This is a genomic window from Corynebacterium sp. NPDC060344 (assembly GCF_042725215.1).
Taxonomy (GTDB): domain Bacteria; phylum Actinomycetota; class Actinomycetes; order Mycobacteriales; family Mycobacteriaceae; genus Corynebacterium.
In genome coordinates this window covers 103,887-123,467 of record NZ_JBHXCS010000002.1, presented here as the reverse complement: position 1 = coordinate 123,467, position 19,581 = coordinate 103,887, and the positions used below count along the sequence as shown (strand labels likewise).

The 19,581-nt window shown below is 70.3% G+C and carries 18 protein-coding genes; 10 read left to right on the top strand and 8 right to left on the bottom strand.

Annotated features, from left to right (window positions below; all coding sequences use genetic code 11):
- Window positions 1-48 precede the first annotated feature (48 nt).
- Window positions 49-390 carry a TfoX/Sxy family protein gene (locus ACFWGD_RS03365; RefSeq protein WP_377777130.1) on the top strand — a complete coding sequence of 114 codons (342 nt, stop codon included), beginning with the start codon at window positions 49-51 and terminating at the stop codon, window positions 388-390.
- On the opposite strand, the gene ACFWGD_RS03360 is transcribed toward ACFWGD_RS03365, so the two are convergent.
- The 5 genes from ACFWGD_RS03360 to ACFWGD_RS03340 all read right to left on the bottom strand — a co-directional run bounded on the left by ACFWGD_RS03360 (window position 374) and on the right by ACFWGD_RS03340 (window position 7,026).
- Window positions 374-1,027, bottom strand: coding sequence for a CPBP family intramembrane glutamic endopeptidase (locus ACFWGD_RS03360; RefSeq protein WP_377777129.1), 654 nt, complete (start codon window positions 1,025-1,027; stop codon window positions 374-376). The genes ACFWGD_RS03365 and ACFWGD_RS03360 overlap by 17 nt on opposite strands.
- 195 nt (window positions 1,028-1,222) lie before the next feature.
- On the bottom strand, window positions 1,223-2,290 hold the full coding sequence (locus tag ACFWGD_RS03355) for a GTP pyrophosphokinase family protein (protein WP_377777127.1): 1,068 nt from the start codon (window positions 2,288-2,290) through the stop codon (window positions 1,223-1,225).
- Window positions 2,291-2,299: 9 nt separating this feature from the next.
- Window positions 2,300-4,708 (bottom strand): malto-oligosyltrehalose synthase, encoded by a 2,409-nt coding sequence (gene treY, locus ACFWGD_RS03350; RefSeq protein WP_377777126.1) that lies wholly within the window; start codon window positions 4,706-4,708, stop codon window positions 2,300-2,302.
- A 98-nt stretch (window positions 4,709-4,806) separates the two neighbouring features.
- Window positions 4,807-5,439: a hypothetical protein gene (locus ACFWGD_RS03345; RefSeq protein WP_377777124.1), complete on the bottom strand. Its 633-nt coding sequence runs from the start codon at window positions 5,437-5,439 to the stop codon at window positions 4,807-4,809.
- Between the two features lie 117 nt (window positions 5,440-5,556).
- The gene (locus tag ACFWGD_RS03340; protein WP_377777122.1) at window positions 5,557-7,026 is read right to left on the bottom strand and encodes an exonuclease domain-containing protein; all 1,470 of its coding nucleotides are present in this window, start codon (window positions 7,024-7,026) and stop codon (window positions 5,557-5,559) included.
- A 269-nt stretch (window positions 7,027-7,295) separates the two neighbouring features.
- On the opposite strand from ACFWGD_RS03340, the gene ACFWGD_RS03335 reads away from it, so the two are divergent.
- Window positions 7,296-7,517, top strand: coding sequence for a HigA family addiction module antitoxin (locus ACFWGD_RS03335; RefSeq protein WP_377777121.1), 222 nt, complete (start codon window positions 7,296-7,298; stop codon window positions 7,515-7,517).
- 84 nt (window positions 7,518-7,601) lie between these two features.
- On the opposite strand, the gene glgX is transcribed toward ACFWGD_RS03335, so the two are convergent.
- Complete coding sequence (glgX, locus tag ACFWGD_RS03330) at window positions 7,602-9,743, bottom strand: glycogen debranching protein GlgX (RefSeq protein WP_377777120.1); 2,142 nt, start codon at window positions 9,741-9,743, stop codon at window positions 7,602-7,604.
- Between the two features lie 134 nt (window positions 9,744-9,877).
- On the opposite strand from glgX, the gene ACFWGD_RS03325 reads away from it, so the two are divergent.
- Window positions 9,878-10,585: a lipocalin family protein gene (locus ACFWGD_RS03325; protein ID WP_377777119.1), complete on the top strand. Its 708-nt coding sequence runs from the start codon at window positions 9,878-9,880 to the stop codon at window positions 10,583-10,585.
- An 82-nt stretch (window positions 10,586-10,667) separates the two neighbouring features.
- Here the strand turns inward: ACFWGD_RS03325 and ACFWGD_RS03320 are convergent, their stop codons facing one another.
- A complete protein-coding gene (locus tag ACFWGD_RS03320) occupies window positions 10,668-11,336 on the bottom strand; it encodes a TetR family transcriptional regulator (protein ID WP_377777118.1) in 669 nt (222 codons plus the stop codon).
- A gap of 173 nt (window positions 11,337-11,509) precedes the next feature.
- Between ACFWGD_RS03320 and bioB the strand changes: the two genes are divergently transcribed.
- From bioB to ACFWGD_RS03300, 4 genes are all read left to right on the top strand, one after another.
- Window positions 11,510-12,520, top strand: a complete 1,011-nt coding sequence (gene bioB / locus ACFWGD_RS03315) for a biotin synthase BioB (RefSeq protein WP_377777116.1) — start codon at window positions 11,510-11,512, stop codon at window positions 12,518-12,520.
- Window positions 12,521-12,522: 2 nt separating this feature from the next.
- Window positions 12,523-12,804: a hypothetical protein gene (locus ACFWGD_RS03310; RefSeq protein ID WP_377777115.1), complete on the top strand. Its 282-nt coding sequence runs from the start codon at window positions 12,523-12,525 to the stop codon at window positions 12,802-12,804.
- Window positions 12,805-12,888: 84 nt separating this feature from the next.
- Window positions 12,889-14,343 carry an aldehyde dehydrogenase gene (gene aldA, locus ACFWGD_RS03305; protein WP_377777114.1) on the top strand — a complete coding sequence of 485 codons (1,455 nt, stop codon included), beginning with the start codon at window positions 12,889-12,891 and terminating at the stop codon, window positions 14,341-14,343.
- 193 nt (window positions 14,344-14,536) lie between these two features.
- On the top strand, window positions 14,537-14,836 hold the full coding sequence (locus ACFWGD_RS03300) for a hypothetical protein (RefSeq protein ID WP_377777113.1): 300 nt from the start codon (window positions 14,537-14,539) through the stop codon (window positions 14,834-14,836).
- Window positions 14,837-14,913: 77 nt separating this feature from the next.
- Here the strand turns inward: ACFWGD_RS03300 and ACFWGD_RS03295 are convergent, their stop codons facing one another.
- Entirely contained in the window at window positions 14,914-16,068 is a 1,155-nt protein-coding gene (locus tag ACFWGD_RS03295) for an 8-amino-7-oxononanoate synthase (RefSeq protein ID WP_377777112.1), read from the bottom strand.
- Window positions 16,069-16,162: 94 nt separating this feature from the next.
- Between ACFWGD_RS03295 and ACFWGD_RS03290 the strand changes: the two genes are divergently transcribed.
- Genes ACFWGD_RS03290 through ACFWGD_RS03280 form a run of 3 tightly spaced genes read left to right on the top strand, consistent with a single transcriptional unit; the run spans window position 16,163 to window position 19,532 of the window.
- Window positions 16,163-16,792: a hypothetical protein gene (locus tag ACFWGD_RS03290; protein ID WP_377777111.1), complete on the top strand. Its 630-nt coding sequence runs from the start codon at window positions 16,163-16,165 to the stop codon at window positions 16,790-16,792.
- 40 nt (window positions 16,793-16,832) lie between these two features.
- Window positions 16,833-17,921 carry a quinolinate synthase NadA gene (gene nadA / locus ACFWGD_RS03285; protein ID WP_377777110.1) on the top strand — a complete coding sequence of 363 codons (1,089 nt, stop codon included), beginning with the start codon at window positions 16,833-16,835 and terminating at the stop codon, window positions 17,919-17,921.
- A 39-nt stretch (window positions 17,922-17,960) separates the two neighbouring features.
- Window positions 17,961-19,532: an L-aspartate oxidase gene (locus ACFWGD_RS03280; protein ID WP_377777109.1), complete on the top strand. Its 1,572-nt coding sequence runs from the start codon at window positions 17,961-17,963 to the stop codon at window positions 19,530-19,532.
- The last annotated feature ends 49 nt before the right edge of the window (window positions 19,533-19,581 follow it).

The following is a 19,581-nucleotide window of genomic DNA, read 5'->3' as shown; positions in this document are numbered from 1 at the left end:
GTGGACGAACTCCGTGCACGGTCATGGGGACGTCCGGATACTGGTGCCATGACGCCGGAACAATCCACGCTCGTCGACCGCATTCGCTCTCTCCTCGACCGAGAGGGCGAAGTGCGTGAAGTCCGCATGTTCGGCGGCATCGCGTTCATGCTTCGCGACGCCATGGCCGTCAACGCCGGGAAGACCGGCGATCTGTTGATCCGAGTCGACGACTCCCGGGGCCCGGAACTGGTGAAACGCGACGGTGCGGAGCCATCGATCATGGGCGAGCGGGAAATGGGGTCCGGGTGGGTCCGCGTGTCCGCCCACGCCATCGCCGAGGACGAGGATCTGGCCTTCTGGGTGGGCGAGGCACTGGCCCACAATCGCAGGGTCACCGGCGCAGGCTGACCCGATGCCGCCCCCTGAACGACAGCACCGCCGCGACGGCCGTCGTGAGGCCCGCGACGATGGCGGTGCGCCGGGTGCTCGTCGCTCCCGGCAGAGCGTCGACCATCGTGTTCGACGCCGCGTGCAGCAACACCGCCGGGCCGAGCGCACCTCTTGTGGCGGCGAAGACGTGGCCCATGATCACGCGGGTCGCCACCGTTGCGGTGCTTTGCAGGGCGATCCACGCGCCGGATTTCCCCATCGACCGGTACGGGATGACGTGCCACGCGGCCCAGACCGCGCCGATGATCGCCCCCGCCCCGGCGACCCCGAACCTGCGCTGCAGGGGAGCGGTGGCGTACGCGGTCCAGCCCAGTTCCTCGGGAATCGCGCCGGCCCAATACACGGGGAACACCGTCGCCGCCCTCCGCGCCACGTGCGCGGCGCCGGGTCGCGGTCCTTGCTTCACGACGACCACCGACTCCGCATTCCGCCCATCATCCACCGCGAGCGGGAGAACGTGGACCGCGGGCACGACGGTCACCGCCGCCGTCGCGGGCGGGAACCGGAACAGGGTGCGCACCAGGTCCCGGAGCCCCTCCCTTCCGGACTCGCGATGGACGAGAAATGCGGCGGTCGCCGCCGGCACGACGATCATGACGGAACTCGGCGGAAGCCCGAGCGGCATGCGATGTCGCAGCATCGGGCACGAATTCAGCGCGTATGCCGGCGCGGACGCGGCCATGACGAGCCCGAGGAACGCGAACGGGGAGCCGTCGTGAACGCCCGTCGCTCCATCGTTCTTTCGCCACCCGACCGCTTCGCCCATCACCGCGCCGCCGACCGACCCCCGCTAACCCACCACGCCGGCCTTGCGCATCTGGCCCAGGCGCGACCGCAGCCTGGCTGGCCGCTGCGCCGGGTGCGCGCCGGACTTGCCGGTGCGGGCGACGTGCTCGGCGCCGAACGCCGCGAGCAGCAGGTCGTCGATGATGCGCACGTGGCCCGGCTGGAACCGGTACTTCAGCGCCTCTTCCACGGCGGCGACGCGCTCGGGCGCCACCAACTCGCGCAGGTCGCCGACGGTGGACACGCCGTTGGCATCGAGAAGCTCCTCCAACCAGGCGTAATGCTCCGACTTCGACCGCGGCACCGTCGGCAGCAGCAGCGTCAGCAGGCCGGGCAGCGTTTCGGCGCCAAGCTCGACCGCATTGGCGGCGGCCTCGTCGTCCGAATCCTCGCCGGCCGCTCCGCCACCGCCGGCGGCGTCGTCGCGCTCTTCGTCGAGGATTGCCGCGACCTGGTCGAACTGCTGGTCCGCCAACTCGATCAACCCCGCCGCCAGCGCGAAGGCCCGGTCGATCCGCGGATCGATGACGCCATCGGGCGACTTGTACCGGATGTCGTGCTCGAACTCCGCCCATGCGTGCTGCAGCACGGTGCGCACCTGCACCTCGAACTGCTGCCCGCGATACGGCGCCAGGCCCGGGGGAGCGCCCTCGCCGACACGGCACACCAGGTGATGCGAGCCGTAGCCGAACTGCCCGGAAATCCGCGTCTCCGCGGTCTTGTCGATGGTCCTCAGCACCTCCAGCGAATCCCCCAGCACCGCCAGCACGTCCGGGATCTCGTTGGAGTGGTACGTGGTCACGCGCACGCCGACGATGTCGTGGACGTCATGCCACGGATCGGGGTAGGAAAACTCCCCGCCGTCGGCGCGCCGCATGGCCTTGATCCGCAGCGATCGCCACGTCTTCACCCGGGCGGTGACGCTGTCGAAGGCCAGGCCGGCGTCGGAAAGCAATTCCCCGATCGCGCCCGCGAAGTCGTCCTTCGCCCGCGGATGCGCGGCGGTCCACTCGTCGTATCGCCCGTGCAGCTCGCGCAGGCGGGCGTTTCCCTTCGACTTCGACTTCGGCATGACCGCGGCCTACTCCTCCGGATCCGCCACGAGCAGGGCCACGGGGTACGTGCCGAACACCGCCGCCACCGTCACCGTCCCCGACCACGCGTTGCCGGTGAAGCGGTCGGTCCAGATGCCCTCCGGCAGCGTGATGGTGGTGTCGCCCCAGCCGCCGTCGCGCTCCAGGCCGATCAGCCGGCGCGTCACCAGCGTGATCACGTCCTGGTCGCCGCCGACGGGCCCGCGCGCGTTGCCCACCAGGTACCGCTCGCCGGAGCCCTCCGCGAACACCGGCTGGTACGTGCCGCCCACGAAGGACCCGGGTCGCTCGGTGCGCAGGGTCAGCGCATGGTGGGTGACCATGAGCTTGACGACGTCCCCGTCCGCCGCATCCACCTCGCCCCGGCGCACCTGCTCCAGGGCGCGGGCGCGGGCGTCGTAGTCGACGAAGCGGCGGTTGTCGGGGTCGACCAGGGAATCCTCGAGGAATTCGGTGCCCTGGTAGGTGTCCGGTATGCCCGGGGAGGTCAGCTGCAGCAGTTTCCGGCCCCAGCTGGTGACGCGTGCCGCGGGGTCGATGGTCTGCACGAATTCGGTGATACGGTCGCGCAGCGGGCCGTCGAGAAGCGCATCGATCCAGCGCATGACGTGCAGCTCGAAGTCCTCGTCCTGCTCCGTCCACGTGGTGTGGACGCTCGCCTCGCGCATCGCCTTCTCCGCGTAGGCGTGGAGGCGGTCGCGCAGCTCCTCGGTGATCTCGCCATCGGCCGGCCACACGCCGACGATGTTCTGCAGCAGGAAGTAGCCCGTCGCACCATCCGGCGCCGGAGTCACCGCGGACCAATCGCGGACCTTCTCCGCCCACTCGCCGTAGATGTCGGACAGCTGGATGATGCGCGCGCGGACATCTTCGCCGCGCTTGGTGTCGTGCGTGGACAGGCCCGTCATGGTGCGCGGCCACAGGCGGGCGCGCTCGGACTGCAGCAGGTGGTACTCGGCCGCCGACATGCCGTAGCGTCCCGGGTCGCCGCCGACCTCGTTGAGGCTGACCAGGCGGCAAGCGCGGTAGAAGGTCGTGTCCTCCACGCCCTTGGCCATCACCGCGCCACAGACCTGCGCGAAGCGCGTCGCGGCCTCGCCCTGGGCGATGAGGCCCGCGGAAATGAGGTCCAGCGCGAAGACGCGGGAGGGGAAGCGGGCGACCATCTGCTGGATCACCGACGACGTCACGCGCGACAGCGACACGTAGTCGGCGCGGTAGACCGGCATCGCGGCGACGAGCTCGCAGATGGTGTCGATGAGCTCTTCTTCGGTGACGTTGTCGCCGCCGGTCGACCAATTGTCGCGGCGCAGGGCGCGGGCCAGGCGGCGGACCTCGGCGGCGAGCTCCTGGGCGGCGACATCGCGCTTGAGCGCCCGCTCGGTGGCATGGACCGCCGACTTGTCCCAGGTCGAGCCGGACTCCTGCAGGGCCAGCATGCTCATGGCATCGCGGGACTCGCGGTTCATGAAGACGTTGTCGAACTCGCGCAGCGCGTCGTAGCCCGTCGTGCCGTCGACCTGCAGGCGCGGATCCAGCGGCTCGGTGGGGCCGAGGATCTTCTCGATCACCAGCCACTTGTCGTCGCCGAGCAGGCGGCGCAGCTCCGAAAGATAGCCGAAGGGATCGGACAGGCCGTCTGGGTGGTCGATGCGCACGCCGTCGATGATGTCTGCGGCGATGAGCTCGCGGACGATGCGGTGGGTGTGCTCGAAGACGACGGGGTTTTCCTGGCGGATGCCGGCCAGCCCGTTGACGGAGAAGAAGCGGCGGTAGCCGATGACGCCGTCGCGCCAGTACATCAGGCGGTAGGCCTGGTGGTCATGGATCTCCTGCGGGGTGCCCTCGTCGGTGCCGGGCTTCACCGGATAGACGTTGTCGTAGTAGCGCAGCAGCGGCTCGTCGCCGGAGCGGTCGATCTCCAGCTTCTCCAGGTCCTCCGGCGAGCCCAGGACGGGCAGGCCCATCTTGCCGCCGGCGCCGTTGTCCTCGTGCCAGTCGACGTCGAAGTAGGGCTCGAACTGTGAGTCGCGGCCGTTGGTCAGCACGTCCCACCACCACTCGTTGAGCTGCGGATCCTCCACGCCCAGGTGGTTGGGCACCAAGTCGATGATGATGCCCAGCCCCGCCTCGTGCGCGACCTCCGCCAGCTTCTGCAGCCCGGCCATGCCGCCGAGCTCGGGGTTGACGGTGGTGGGGTCGATGACGTCGTAGCCGTGGTTGGATTCCGGCACCGACGCCAGGATGGGCGACAGGTACAGGTGCGAGATGCCCAGGTCCGCGAGGTAAGGGACCTGCTCGGCGGCGTCGGCGAACGTGAACGCCCGGCCTCCCTCATCCGCCTTGGGGCCTCGCAGCTGGAGTCGGTAGGTGGAGGTGATGGGCAGTCGGTTCATGGAACCTGTTCACGCGCCTTTCTTAGTCGTCTGTTCGGGCCGCGCTCGTCGGTGCACCCTGGGGTGAACCCGATTCCCCTGTTCCGCCGGCCGGTGGGTCAGTGGGCGGGGACGCGGGCCCGGATGGTGCGGCCACCCGCACCATCGTAGTGGGATTCCGCCCTGCCTTGCCCGGCCGCCAGCAGGACGGCCGTGCGGTGGGCCGGATGGGCGGCGGTGCCTTCCTCGGGCGCGTGGACCGTCAGCCGGTCGTCGCCGAGCGTCAGCGCCAGCGGCGAGACCGGGTCGGCCGCCGCGCGCCAGGTGCGCGCGGCCCACAGGTACGCCCGTGCCAGGTCGGCCCCGGCGGGCAAGGCCAGCAGGTGGTCGACGGAGGCGGGGAAGTACACGGGGCGGTCGCGGAACAGCCGGCGCAGATGGCCGTCGATTTCCAGCAGTGGGCTGACTTCGGCGAGCCATCCGGTCGGTCGGGTGGCGGGCGATCCGATCTGGATGCCGCGCCGCAGGTCGGCGCCGTCCGAGCCGGTGACGGCGGAGGCGGGCCGCGCGGTGAGGTGCAGTTTCCCGTGGGCGATGTGCCGTTCCATGAGCACCCGCGCCGCCGATTCGACGCCGTATCCGGGTTCGGAGACGACGCCGACCAGCCCGCCGCCCGCGTCGCGCCAGTCGACGTCTGCGGGTGCGGTGGTCAGCCAGGTCGCGGGACGTAATTCGGGAACGGGCCGTTGCACGTGAGGACCTCCTGCATGGGGGACGATGTCACGTACATGGACGCGCCGCAGCCCGGAACGGTTCCGTTTATTTTTCGCGGGGGTGATTCCGGGGGCGCCCGCTCCGGGCGGGGCCGTTTAGAACGGCGGTTCCTCCTCGAGCCCCAGGACGGTGAAAAGCTGCTTCTCGTCCCAGATCTCGATTTCCTGGCCCTTTTCCTTGTACTCCCGGGCCTTCTTTTCCTTCGAGGTCATCGAGTCCCACGGCCCGGCGACGAGGATGGTGGTCTTCTTGGTCACTCCCTTGTTGATGTCCGCGCCGGCGTGCGCGATCAGCTCCCACAACCTGCCCTTGTCGTAGGGCGCGAAATCGCCGGTGAGCGTGACCCGCTGGCCGTACAGCAGCCCGTCCGGGTCGGCGTCGTCGTTGCGGTCGGGGATGACCTCCGGCGCCTTGACCGCGTCCCACTTCGCGCGCCGGTCCTGCTGGCCGCCGCCGGAGCGTCCCCGGCTTCCTGCTTGACGACGCCCACCGCCACCCGATCCGACCTGCGACTGGCCGGTGGTCTGCATGGGCACCAGCCGGGTGCCGAAGAGCATGCCCATGTCCATGCCCAGATTCGCCGTGTACTGGACGGGGTTGAGCGTGGGCTCGGCGCCGGGGTGCTCGCGCATGAGCCACAGGGCGACCTCGGCGCAGGCGGCGGCGTCATCGGCGGCGTCGTGGTGGGAGAAGTCGGATGACGCGGCTTCGCGGGCGAGCGTCGGCAGGCGGTAGTTCTCCACCTGGAGCCCGACCCGGCGCGCCCACTCGTAGGTGCAGGCGTAGGCGACGTCGGGGACGTCGATGCCCGCCGCCGCGCAGCCGCGCTTGAGGGCCGTGAAGTCGAACTTGGCGTTGTGCGCGATGACCGGGGTGCCGTCGACGAGGCGGCCGAATTCCGCGGCGCGCTCGGCGAAGGTGGGGGCGTCGACGACATCGGAGGGCGTGATGCCGTGGATGGCGATGTTGCCCTCGTCGAACTGCTCCAGGCCGGCCGGCGGGCGGCACGGCCACGAATGCGTCTCGGTGACCTTCCCGTCGCGCACGGCGGCGATGCCGAACTGGATCACCGAGCCCTCGTCGGCGTTGGCGGTCTCCACGTCGAACGCGAAGAAGTCCGGGTCCGGGATGTCCCCGCCAAGCTTGGTGCGCGGTGCGGAGTCGGCCTCCTCAGAATCGGCGGCCCCAGAATCGACCGCCTCAGAATCGCCGGGCCCGGGCACGGTCGCCCCGGGGACCGTGGCGCCGAATCCGGAGGCGGGGGGAGCTGCCGCGCCCTCGATGTCCGGCCCCGACTCCAGCAGCTCCATGAGCGCCTGCGCCGCCGGCAGGGTCGACGGCGTGACCCGCACGGAGGGCAGATTCGCCCCGAAGTCGATGCGGCCGGGCAAGACGCTGCCGGGAGGAGTGAGGGACGGGGCGAACGAGGCGTCGGAAAGCTCGGTCGTGGCGGGCGAGCCGTCCGTGCTGCGCGTCCTGGCGATGCGGTGCACCGCGACGCTCGCCGGGGAGCCCGGGGTGACGCGGACGATGGCGCCGGAGAGGCGGAAGTCGAGAACCTGCATGCCCACGAGCCTAGCGGCCGTGCCGGACCGCGCCGCCCGCCCCCAGGGGAGTGACGGGGGTAACAGTGTTGCAGGGGTGTGATCCGTGCCTCATTATGGTTTGGCGAAGAAAGGTTCACACATTTTCCGACCTTCAAATGCCCGTTCGGCAAGAACGGTGTTCCGGGTCTAATCTGAGCTCCGTCGCGAACGACCGGGCACCCATCCGGCCATCGCCACCTTGAGAAATCAGCCTGAACATCAGCACAGATCCAACAAGGAGAGCACGCATGACCAACGCAGTCTCCACCCATCCCGGCACCATCCTCGACGAGCGCTTCCTCGAGCCCCGCGGCATGAGCATCTACCGCCTCGCCGTCGCCATCGACGTCCCCAGCTCCACCCTCGAACGCTTCCGCACCGGCCGCACCAAGCTGACCTCGGACCTCGCCCGCCGCCTGGGCGACTACTTCGGCACCGGCGCCGACTACTGGCACGAGCAGGCCGCCTGACCCACATATGACGAGCGGCGCATCCCCCGGAGGGAATGCGCCGCTTTCGCGTGTCCGGGGCAGGTCCCCGGAGCCGGTGGCCGGCTAGTGCTTTTCGACGAGCACGATCGTCGAGCGGGCCGGCACCCGCAGTTCGCCCTCGGGCTCGACAAGGCGCTCGTGGGTCGGCTGGCCCGTCAGCTCCGTGGTGTCGATGAGCACCTCCCACTGGGCGGCGTACTCGGAGCCCGGGATCTGGAACGTCAGGTCCTCGTGGTGGGCGTTGAAGCACAGCATGAAGCTGTCGTCCTCGATGCGGTGGCCGCGGGCGTCGGGCTCGGTGATGGCATTGCCGTTGAGCCACACCATCAGGGACTTGCCGAAGTCGAAGTCCCAGTCGTCCTGCGACATGACCCGGCCCTCGTGGGTCAGCCAGGCGATGTCGCGGTCGTCGGTCTCCGCGCCCAGCGGGCCGCCCTTGAGGAAGCGCCGGCGGCGGAACACCGGGTGCTCGGCGCGCAGCTCGAGCAGGAAGCGGGTGAAGTCCACCAGCTCCGAGTTGGTGCGCACCTGGTTCCAGTCGATCCAGGACAGCTGGTTGTCCTGGCAGTAGACGTTGTTGTTGCCCTTCTGGCTGCGGCCCATCTCGTCGCCGTGGCTGATCATCGGGGTGCCCAGCGACAGCAGGAGGGTGGTCAGGAAGTTGCGGCGCTGCTGCGCGCGCAGGCGCAGGATCGTCTCGTCGTCCGTGTAGCCCTCCACGCCGCAGTTCCACGACCGGTTGTGGCTCTCGCCGTCCCGGTTGTCCTCGCCGTTGGCCATGTTGTGCTTGTGGTTGTAGCTGACCAGGTCGTTGAGGGTGAAGCCGTCGTGGGCGGTGACGAAGTTGATCGACGCGGTAGGGCGGCGGTCGTTGTTGGCGTACAGGTCGGAGGAGCCGGTGATGCGCGAGGCGAACTCGCCCAGCGTCGACGGCTCGCCGCGCCAGTAATCGCGGATGGTGTCGCGGTACTTGCCGTTCCACTCGGTCCACTGCGGCGGGAAGTTGCCCACCTGGTAGCCGCCCTCGCCGACGTCCCACGGCTCGGCGATGAGCTTGACCTGCGAGACGATCGGATCCTGCTGGACCAGGTCGAAGAACGCGGACAGGCGGTCGACGTCGTGGAACTCGCGGGCCAGGGTGGAGGCGAGGTCGAAGCGGAAACCGTCGACGTGCATCTCGGAGACCCAGTAGCGCAGCGAATCCATGATCAGCTGCAGCGAATGCGGGTGGCGGACGTTGAGGCTGTTGCCCGTGCCCGTGTAGTCCATGTAGTGCTGCTTGTCGTTCTCGACGAGGCGGTAGTACGCCGCGTTGTCGATGCCGCGGAAGCAGATGGTCGGGCCCATGTGGTTGCCCTCGGCCGTGTGGTTGTAGACCACGTCGAGGATGACCTCGATGTCGGCATCGTGGAACGCGCGGACCATGCCCTTGAACTCGGACACCGCGCCACCCGGCTTCGACGACGCCGCGTAGTCCTGGTGCGGGGCGAGGAAGCCGAAGGTGTTGTAGCCCCAGTAGTTGCGCATGCCCAGGTCGCGGAGGCGATCGTCCTGCAGGAACTGGTGGACCGGCATCAGCTCGATGGCGGTGACGCCGAGGTCCTTGAGGTAGTTGATGATCGACGGGTGCGCCAGGCCGGCGTAGGTGCCGCGCAGGGACTCCGGCACGTCCGGGTGCGTCATGGTCATGCCCTTGACGTGGGCCTCGTAGATGACGGTCTCGGAGTAGGGGTGCTTCGGCTGGCGGTCGGTGGCCCAGTCGAAGAAGGGGTTGATGACGACCGAGGTCATGGTGTGGCCGAGGCTGTCGTCGGTGTTGCGCTTCGTCGGGTCGTCCAGGTCATAGCTGAACAGGGACTTGTCGCCGTCGAAGTCGCCGTCGAACGCCTTGGCGTACGGGTCGACCAGCAGCTTGCTGGGGTCGCAGCGGTGGCCGTTGGCGGGGTCGTAGGGACCGTGGACGCGGTACGCGTAGCGCTGGCCGGGCATGATGCCGGGCAGGTAGCAGTGCCAGATGTGGGCGTCGACCTCTTCGAGCGGGATGCGGGTCTCCTCGCCCTCCGCGCTGATCAGGCACAGCTCGACCTTTTCCGCGATATCGGAAAACAGGGCGAAGTTGGTGCCGGCGCCGTCGTACGTGGATCCCAGGGGGTAGGGGTCTCCGGGCCAGACCTGGTAATCGCCGTCGATGTTCGCGTTTGTCATGCGGATAACCATACCGGGCGGGCCGGATTCCACGGGGTTGGGCCGGGTGTGATGTGCGTAGACGAATGAAAATGCCTGTGGAATTGTCGTTGAAAGGCGTTAACCCGGCGCCGCGAAGGCCGAAAGGGGCCATCATGACCATCTCGCATACCTTCACGCGCCGCACTGCGGCACTGCTGATCGCCACGGTGGCGACGACCGGCGCGCTCGGCGCGCAGACCGCCTCCGCCCAGGGGTCCTCCGAGCAGCTCGGCCCGGTCGCCGACGCCGTCATCGGCGCCAGCGGCTCCATCTCCTCCATCGGCGAGTCCATCTCCGCCGGCAGCTCCTTCGGCCCGGAGCTCACCCAGGTCGATTCGGTCGACCCCGAGCGCTACGCCGGAAAGTGGTACCAGGTCGCCGCGATCCCGCAGGTGTTCAACCTCCAGTGCATCAACGACACCACCGCCGAGTACGCCGTCGTCGACGACTCGACGCTGTCGGTGCGCAACTCGTGCGGCGACGTCTTCGGCGGCACCTCCGTGGTCGAGGGCCAGGCCCGCGTCACCGATCCGGAGACCAACGCGTCTCTGCGCGTGGCGTTCAACGACATCCCCGGCCAGAACCCGGATGGGCCGACCAACTACCGCGTCACCTATCTCGCCGACGACTACTCGCTGGCGATCGTCGGCGACCCCGCCCGCCGTTCCGGTTTCGTGCTCAGCCGCACCCCGGCGCTGTCGGACGCGGACTGGGCCATGGTGGCCGAGGTGATCGAGGAGCGCGGTTACCAGCCGTGCACCTTCATCACCAGCCCGCAGGCCGAGGGCCGGAGCGCCGCGACCCCGGTGTGCGCCCTGTAGATCCGCACCACCGTCGTGCGGGTGTTGCGAACGCGGTGAATGCGGTGGACGCCGCGTGCGATGCGGGGTGAGGGGTCGCTGCTCAGGCTCCGCCCGTCTCGCCGCCCGCCGCTCCGCCCGCTGCAATGCCCGCGACGATGAGCTCGACGCCGTGGCGGATGCGCCGCTCGTGAGAGGCTTTGCCCTCGCGGGCGGCGTTCGTCGTCGCGCCGTCGCTCTCCGATTTGTCGTCGGAGCCCGAGCCCGAGTCTGAGCCTGCGCCGGAACCGGAACCGGAGCCGGCTTCCGCCACCTTCGCCAATTGCTCCGCCGTCTGCTCGTCGACGGTGGCGCCCAGAATGAAATAGACGAGCGTCGCCGCCGCGTCGGAGGCCAATTCGCCGCCGACGGGGGCGTCGTCAAGCAAAGGCGCGAGGATCGACGCGGGCCGGACCGTGACCGTATCGGTGGCCAGGCCCGCGGACACGACCTCGGCGCCATCGCGGTGCGAGGTCAGGCACGCGTGCAGCGACCCGGCGAAGGCCGTCGCGTCCGCGCGCCAGTCGCCGGTGGGCTCGAGCTCGGACAACGGCGCGAGCAGGCGGTCGGCGACGGCGCCGAGCAGCGCCTGCTTCGAGGGGAAATGCCAGTACATCGCGCCGGCCGCCGCGTCGAGGTGGCGGGCCAGGCGGCGGATGGTCAGGTCCTGGAGACCGTATTCATCGAGGATGCCCATCGCCGCGTCCATGATGATGTCCTTGGTGAGCTGCACGGGATCCACGTTATCGGAAACAGGGGGGTGGGCGGCCCGGCGAGCCGTCTTGAACGGTGTTCGGGGCGCGGGGTACATTCGTTGCCGAACATCGTTCAAGTCGATGTTCGCGACCGCCGGACGCCGCCCTTTCGCCGCCGTCGGCCGCGCCCCGCCTACAGCCAGGAGAACCCATGACCGCCGTGTCGCCCGCCGACGTCCTCGAGATCGCACGCGAGAAGGTGCTCGAACGGGGGGAGGGGCTCGACCACGCGGAAACCCTCGCCGTGCTCCAGCTTGACGACGACAAGATCGACGAACTGCTCGCACTCGCCCACGAGGTGCGCCTGAAGTGGTGCGGCGAAGAGGTCGAGGTCGAGGGCATCATCTCGCTGAAGACCGGCGGCTGCCCCGAGGACTGCCACTTCTGCTCGCAGTCGGGGCTGTTCCAGTCGCCCGTGCGCAACGCCTGGCTGGACATCCCGGCGCTGGTCGACGCCGCCAAGCAGACGCAGAAGACCGGTGCCACCGAGTTCTGCATCGTCGCCGCGGTCAAGGGACCGGACGAGAACCTGCTGTCGCAGCTGGAAAAGGCCGTGCAGGTCATCCAGGAGGAAGTCGACATCAACGTCGCGGCGTCGGTGGGCATCTTGACCCAGGACCAGGTCGACCGCCTGGCCAAGGCCGGCGTGCACCGCTACAACCACAACCTGGAAACCGCGCGCTCGCACTTCCCGAACGTCGTGACCACCCACTCCTGGGAGGACCGCGCCGAGACCCTGCGCATGGTCGCCGAGGCCGGCATGGAGGTCTGCTGCGGCGGCATCCTCGGCATGGGCGAGACCCTGGAGCAGCGCGCCGAGTTCGCCCAGGACCTGGCGTCCCTCAACCCGACCGAGGTGCCAATGAACTTCCTCGACCCGCGCCCCGGCACGCCGTTCGAGGGCCGCGAGCCGCTGCCCGCCAAGGACGCGCTGCGCGCCATCGGCGCCTTCCGTCTGGCGCTGCCCAAGACCATCCTGCGCTTCGCCGGCGGCCGCGAGCTTACCCTCGGCGACCTCGGCGCGGAGCAGGGCCTGCTCGGCGGCATCAACGCCGTCATCGTGGGCAACTACCTGACCACCCTGGGCCGCCCGGCCGAGCAGGACCTGGACATGCTGGGCAAGATCCGCCTGCCCATCAAGGCCCTCAACGCGACGGTGTAGCCATGGCCGCCACCGCCGCGCGCCGGGGCGCGAACCCGGACTCGAAGGAACTGCTCCGCGCGACGCTGCTGGGCGACCCGCCGGAGTATGACCCGTTCACCGGCGCCCACCTGGCGGAGGGGGAGCGGCGCCCGCTCAGCTACTCTGCCCGCGCCGGGCTGGAGGCGCCCCGATATTGCCGGCTGTGCGGCCGCCGGATGGTGGTCCAGGTCCGGCCCGACGGATGGTCGGCGCGGTGCTCGCGGCACGGCGAGCTGGACTCCGCGATGCTCGATCGTCGGTGAATTCCTGCTGATCCGCGCGTAGGATAGCGCTCACATCGTCCGCAGCGGCGGGGGCTCTCGCCGCTACCTACGCGAGGAGACAGCATGTCCGCACCGACCACCTTCCCCGGACCACACCGCAACTACGTCGATGGAAAGTTCGTCGACTCCGCCGACTCCATGGAGGTGCTCAACCCCTCCACGGGCGCGGTGATCGCCGAAGTCCCCGCGGCCTCGGAGGAGGAGACCGCCGCCGCGATCGCCGCGGCGAAGGCCGCCCAGCCGGAGTGGGCCGCGCTGACCAACATCGAGCGCGCCGGGTACCTGCGCAAGATCGCCTCGCTGTTGCGCGAGCGCGCCGAGGACTTCGCGGACATGCTCGTCGTCGAGCAGGGCAAGACGCGCGGCTTGGCGACGGTCGAGGCCAACTTCACCGCCGACTACCTCGATTACATGGCCGAGTGGGCCCGCCGCATCGAGGGCGAGGTCATCCCCTCGGACCGTGCCGGCGAGATGATCCTGCTCACCCGCCGCCCCATCGGCGTCGTCGGCGGCATTCTGCCGTGGAACTTCCCGTTCTTCCTCATCGCCCGCAAGATGGCGCCGGCGCTGCTGACGGGCAACACGATCGTCATCAACCCGTCGTCGGAGACTCCGGTCAACGCCCTTGAGTTCGCCAAGCTCGTCGATGAGGCGGGCGTGCCGGCCGGCGTGTTCAACCTGGTCAGCGGCCGCGGCCGCGTGGTCGGCGAAGAGTTGAGCACCAACCCGGACGTGGGCATGATCTCGATGACCGGCTCCGTGGGCGTCGGCAAGCGGATCATGGAGAAGGCCGCGCCGACCCTGACGCGCGTCAACCTGGAGCTCGGCGGCAAGGCTCCGGCGATCGTCCTGGCCTCGGCCGACCTCGATCTCGCGGCGAAGGCCATCTGGGATTCCCGCGTGATCAACACCGGCCAGGTGTGCAACTGCGCCGAGGTCGTGCTGGTCGAGGATTCCGTCCACGACGAGCTGGTGGCCAAGCTCAAGGAGCTTTTCGACGGCACCAAGTTCGGCGATACCTCGCAGGTCGAGGAGCTCGACATGGGCCCGCTGATCAGCGAATCCGCGCTCGACGACGTCGCCGACATGGTGTCGCGGGCCTGCGACGCCGGTGCCACGGTGGTCAGCGGCGGCAAGCGCGCCGAGGGCAAGGGCGACGGCTGGTTCTACGAGCCGACGATCCTCGACGGCGTCACCGCGGACATGGAGATCGCGAAGGAGGAGATCTTCGGCCCGGTGCTGCCCGTGGTGCGGGTCAAGGACCTCGACGAGGCACTGGAGATCGCCAACGCGTCGCGCTTCGGCCTGACCAGCTCGGTGTTCACCGACGACCTCAACCAGGCGCTCAAGGCGGTCGAGGGGCTGCAGTACGGCGAGACCTTCGTCAACCGCGAGCACTTCGAGGCGATGCAGGGCTTCCACGCCGGCCGCCGCGAATCGGGCATCGGCGGCGCCGACGGCAAGCACGGTCTGCTGGAGTTCACCGAGACCCACGTCGCGTACATCCAGCGCAACTGATGCAGCTGGCGTGACGGTCGCGCCTGGCGTGGCGGCCGCGGAGGCCGTGTCTCGTCAGCGCGCGGCTGCTCGGCCGAGTTCATGCCGGAAATAGGCGTACCCTGGGCATGGCATAGTCCGGATATTCGAATCGGATATCCGGGGCGTGCCCCCGGGTCGCCGGGACCCGGGGACGGCATCCGGAAGGCGGATCATGAGCACCGAGAAGCACGTCCACGACAATCACGACCACGAACACGGCGAGGGCTGCGGCCACGTGTCCTTCGCGCACGGCGACCACGTCGATTACGCCCACGACGGTCACGTCCACCGCAAGGTCGACGGCGAGTGGGTCGAGTGCGACCCCGCCGAGCACGTCGTCGCCGAGGATCACGGCGACCATGTCCACGGTGAAGGCTGCGGCCACGTGGCCATCCCGCACGGCGACCACGTCGACTACCTCCACGATGGCCACCGCCATGCCGTCCATGGTGACCATTACGACGAGCACTGATCCGCGGCAGTTCAATGGCGCCGCCGACACCGATCAAGGTGTCGGCGGCGCCTCCTTCTATCTGGGGCCGGTGCCGGCTATTCGGAGCAGTGGCCAGGGACGTCGCCGTGGCGGGGAGCGGCCATGTGCAGCTGCTCCGGCGTGAGGTTCGCCCGCGCCGTGATGCGCAGCCGCGAGCCGCCCGGCGGGACGCTCGGCGGGCGGAACACCCCGACCAGAACGCCGCGCGCCCGGAGATTGTCGCGGGCGGCGACCGCCCGGTCGGGTTCCCCGAGGATGACCGGCACGACGGCCGACCCCGGTGCGTCCACGCCCCATGCGTCCGCGATGGCCGCCGCGTGGGAGAGGACGGAATGGGGGAGCGAGGGGTCGTCGTCAAGCAATCGCAATGCCGCGAGCGCGCCCGCCGCGGCAGGCGGGGCCAAGGCGGTGTCGAAAATGATGGGGCGGGCGGTGTCGATGAGATGCGCGCGCAGCTCGGGAGGGCCGAGGATCGTGCCGCCCTGGGCGCCGAGGGACTTCGACAGGGTCACCGTGGCCACCAGATCCGGGGCGCCGGACAAGCCCGCGGCAGCCACTGCGCCCCGCCCGCCGGGACCGACGACGCCCAGGCCGTGGGCCTCGTCGACGAGCAGCGCGGCGCGATGGGCACGGGCCGTGGCGTAGAGGGTGCGCACGTCGGCGACGGCGCCGGAGGTGGAGTACACCGCGTCGGAGATCACCAGCGCATTCTTTTCGGAGCGGGTCGCCAGCACCCGGGCGATCGCGTCGACGTCGCCGAGCGGGGTGACCACGACGCGGGCGCGGGAGAGCCTGCAGGCGTCGATGAGCGAGGCGTGCGACCCGCCGTCGGAGACGATGAGGTCGCCGCGCCCGGCCAGGGCCGTCACCGCGGCGAGGTTGGCCATGTATCCCGACGATGCCGTGAGCGCGCAGCCGAAGCCCATGAACGCGGCCAACGCGGACTCGAGTTCGTCGTGGATCTCGGTGGCGCCGGTGACCAGGCGCGACCCCGTCGAGCCGAGGCCGTAATCGCGCAGGGCCGCGGTGGCGGCGGCGATGACGGCCGGGTGGTCGTGCAGACCCAGATAGTCGTTGGAGGCCAGATCGAGCAGCGCCGGCGGCCCGGGCGGCCGTGGCGCGAGCACCCGGTGCAGCCCGGCGGCGGTGCGCGCCCGGGTCAGGTCCGCCAGGTCCGCGAGGTGCGAGCGGGCGGTGTTGTCGTCGGTCATGGGCCCACGATATCCGAGAGCTTGAACAGTGTTCGAGAATGGGTGCCGTGCGCCGTCGCCGGGCCGATCCGGGCGGCGGGGTAGATTCGCCCCCATGGATCCGACAACCCCCGCGATGGCCGTGCCGCACACCCGCCGCCCGCCCCGCTTCGTCGGCGACGCGTCGGCGGTGCTGCTCACCGCACTGGCCGGCGGCGTCCTCGGCGGCATCACGTGGGCCATGGTCCGCCCGGCGCAGCAGGTCACGTTCCTCGAAGGCGGGCGCCTGGCCGTGGGGCGGGAAGGCCTCGACGCCACGTTCTCCGCGCTGCTGTGGTTCACGGGCATCGCGCTGGTGCTCGGCCTGGCGCTGGGGTCCTTCGCGCACAAGCGGTACCCGGTGGCGCGGGGCATCGCCATGGAAGCGTGGGCGGGAGTGGCCGCGCTGGCCATGGCCGGCGTGCAGCTGGTCGTGGGCAACATGATCGCCGGGGTGCGCCAGCCCGACCTCGACGCGGTGGAGCCGGGAACGGCGATCGACGTTCTGCCCGCGTTCGACGTGCCCGTGGCGCTGCTGGTTGCGCCGTTCGCGGCGATGCTGGCGTATTGGTGCCTTCTCTTCCTCGCGCCGGGAGCCGAGCCGGGCGACGAGCCCGGCACCGAGTCTGGCGCGGGGTCGGACACCGGGTTGGGTGCGGAGCCCGGACCGAACGGCGATGCGGGGGCGGTCCGGCCCACGGGCTAATATCGGCGGCAAGAAGATCCTCCCCAGCCAAGGAGCCGATGTGACCACCCATGCGCCCGCGCAGGACAGCGCGAACCTCCAGCCCCTCGAGTCCGCATTGGCGGCGTCCATCGTCGACGGCGAGGGCGGCTACGCCGGCGTCGAGGCCACGCAGGAATGGGCGGACGAGGTCCGCCGCCTGGCCAAGGAACGCAACGCGGTCATCCTGGCGCACAACTACCAGCTGCCCGAGATCCAGGACATCGCCGATTACGTCGGCGACTCCCTGGGCCTGTCGCGCGTGGCCGCCGAGACCGAGGCGGAGGTCATCGTGTTCTGCGGCGTCCACTTCATGGCGGAGACCGCGAAGATCCTCAGCCCCGACAAGACGGTGCTCATCCCCGACGAGCGTGCCGGCTGCTCCCTGGCCGATTCCATCTCCGCCGAGGAGCTGCGCGAGTGGAAGGCCGAGCACCCGGGTGCCCTGGTGGTCAGCTACGTCAACACCACCGCCGACGTGAAGGGCGAGACCGACGTGTGCTGCACCTCGTCCAACGCCGTCGACGTCATCCGCTCGCTGCCGGAGGACAAGGAGATCCTGTTCAACCCGGACCAGTTCCTCGGCGCGCACGTCAAGCGCGAGACCGGCCGCGACAACATCCGCATCTGGGCCGGCGAGTGCCACGTCCACGCCAACATCAACGGCGATGAGCTGGCGCGCCGGGCGGAGGAGAACCCCGACGCGGAGCTGTACATCCACCCGGAGTGCGGCTGCGCGAACTCGGCCATTTACCTGGCCGGCGAGGGCACGATCGAGCCGGAGCGCGTGCACATGCTGTCGACCGGCGAGATGCTGGCGTCCGCGCAGCGCGAGGCGCAGCGGGCGGAGAAGCGCGAGGACCGTAAGGTGCTCGTCGCCACCGAGGTCGGCATGCTGCACCAGCTGCGCAAGGCCGCGCCGGACGTGGAGTTCGAGGCCATCAACGATCGCGCCTCGTGCGTCTACATGAAGATGATCACCCCGGCGGCGCTGCTGCGCAGCCTCGCCGAGGGCGCCGACGAGGTCACCGTGCCCGCCGACGTCGCCGAGAAGGCGCGTGCCTCCGTCGAGCGCATGATCGCCATCGGCAACCCGGGCGGCGGCGAGTAGGTCGTGGCCGCGGGGTCCGGCCGGGGGACTGGTCGCAGCGTGGGCCGGCACAGTGGCCCGGTCGCCGGTTTCGATTGGTCGGCGCAGTGCGATCTGCTGGTGATCGGCGGTGGCGTCGCGGGGTTGTCCGCGGTGCGCCGCGGCCGTGAGCTGGGCCTGGACGTGCTGCTGGTGGACAAGGGCCATTGGTCGGCCGGCGCCCGCAGCCATCTTCGGTTCGAGACCGCGGCGACGAACCTGGCGCAGGGCGGCCTGGCCGTCATCGGCCTGTCCGATGCACCCCAGGGGCCGGAGGGCCCGGGGGGATCCGATGGCCCAGATGGCCCGGATTCCGTCGAGGCCCACGTCGCCGACACCCTCGACGCCGGTGCCGGGCACTGCGACGAGGACGCCGTGCGCGCCATCATCGGCGCCGGCGCGGAGGCCACGGAGTGGCTGATTTCGCTGGGTGCCCGCTTCGACGCCAAAACCCACCCCGCCGATGCCGGCGAGTATTCGCGCACCCGCGAGGGCGGCCACGGCAATCGCCGCATCATCCACGCCGGCGGCGATGCGACCGGTGCGGAGATCCAGCGAGCCCTGGAGGCGTCGGCGGCGGGCGTGCGCGTGCTGCAGAACGCGGTGGCCGAGGAGATCATCGTCGATGACGGCCGCGCCCATGGCGCCCTGATCCGCGATCCCCGCGGCCTGGGGGCGGTGCTGGCGTCGGCGACGCTCATCGCCACCGGCGGCGTGGGCCACCTGTACCGCGCGACCACCGCGCCCGAGGGCATGCTCGGCCAGGGCCAGTGCCTGGCGCTCGACGCGGGTGCGGAGCTGGCCGACATGGAGTTCATCCAGTTCCACCCGACCGTCCTGTTTGACCGCGAGCGCCGCGGCCGCCGCCCCCTCATCTCGGAGGCGGTGCGCGGCGAGGGCGCGCGACTGGTCGATTCCCGCGACGAATCCGTCACCGCCGGCGTCGACCCGCGCGGTGACCTGGCCCCGCGCGACATCGTCTCGCGCGCCGTGGCCACGCGCCTGCGCGAGCTCGGCGAGGAGTGCGTCTATCTCGATGCCCGGCACATCCCCGGCGTGAGGGATCGCTTTCCGACGGTCACCGCGGGCGTCGCCACCGCGGGATTGGATCCGGCGAAGGACCTGTTGCCGGTGGCGCCGGCCGTGCACTATTCCTGCGGCGGCATCGCCACCGACGTGGCCGGCCGCACCCGGGTGCCCGGGCTCTACGCCGCCGGGGAGTGCGCCCGCACCGGTCTCCACGGCGCCAATCGCCTGGCGTCGAATTCCCTGTTGGAGGGCCTCGTCGTCGGCCGCGCCGCCGCGGAATCGGTGCGGGCGGCCATCGATTCCGGGGAGCTCGGCGGCGATGGCCCGTCCGACGTCCGGCGCCGGCGCATCCGCCCGCGCCCGTGGCCCCGCGACCTCGATCGCCTGCAGCGGGCCATGACCGACGGCGCCGGGGTGGGCCGCACCGCCGAATCCCTCGCGCGGGCCGCCCACGCACTGTCGGCGCTGCCCGACTCCGCCGAAGTCGCCGTCGCACGCGCCATCGTCGCCGCCGCGGCCGCCCGGACCACCACGCTGGGCTGCCATACGAGGCTGGACGAATGACGACGGCGACGTCGTAAAGCAACCCCCGCAGCACCCCGCACCCGACACC

Coding starts and splice junctions, on each gene's coding strand:
- ACFWGD_RS03365 (WP_377777130.1), top strand. CDS start 49: ATGACGCCGGAACAATCCACGCTCGTCGACCGCATTCGCTCTCTCCTC.
- ACFWGD_RS03360 (WP_377777129.1), bottom strand. CDS start 1,027: ATGATCGTCGTGCCGGCGGCGACCGCCGCATTTCTCGTCCATCGCGAG.
- ACFWGD_RS03355 (WP_377777127.1), bottom strand. CDS start 2,290: ATGCCGAAGTCGAAGTCGAAGGGAAACGCCCGCCTGCGCGAGCTGCAC.
- treY (WP_377777126.1), bottom strand. CDS start 4,708: ATGAACCGACTGCCCATCACCTCCACCTACCGACTCCAGCTGCGAGGC.
- ACFWGD_RS03340 (WP_377777122.1), bottom strand. CDS start 7,026: ATGCAGGTTCTCGACTTCCGCCTCTCCGGCGCCATCGTCCGCGTCACC.
- ACFWGD_RS03335 (WP_377777121.1), top strand. CDS start 7,296: ATGACCAACGCAGTCTCCACCCATCCCGGCACCATCCTCGACGAGCGC.
- glgX (WP_377777120.1), bottom strand. CDS start 9,743: ATGACAAACGCGAACATCGACGGCGATTACCAGGTCTGGCCCGGAGAC.
- ACFWGD_RS03325 (WP_377777119.1), top strand. CDS start 9,878: ATGACCATCTCGCATACCTTCACGCGCCGCACTGCGGCACTGCTGATC.
- bioB (WP_377777116.1), top strand. CDS start 11,510: ATGACCGCCGTGTCGCCCGCCGACGTCCTCGAGATCGCACGCGAGAAG.
- ACFWGD_RS03310 (WP_377777115.1), top strand. CDS start 12,523: ATGGCCGCCACCGCCGCGCGCCGGGGCGCGAACCCGGACTCGAAGGAA.
- aldA (WP_377777114.1), top strand. CDS start 12,889: ATGTCCGCACCGACCACCTTCCCCGGACCACACCGCAACTACGTCGAT.
- ACFWGD_RS03300 (WP_377777113.1), top strand. CDS start 14,537: ATGAGCACCGAGAAGCACGTCCACGACAATCACGACCACGAACACGGC.
- ACFWGD_RS03295 (WP_377777112.1), bottom strand. CDS start 16,068: ATGACCGACGACAACACCGCCCGCTCGCACCTCGCGGACCTGGCGGAC.
- ACFWGD_RS03290 (WP_377777111.1), top strand. CDS start 16,163: ATGGATCCGACAACCCCCGCGATGGCCGTGCCGCACACCCGCCGCCCG.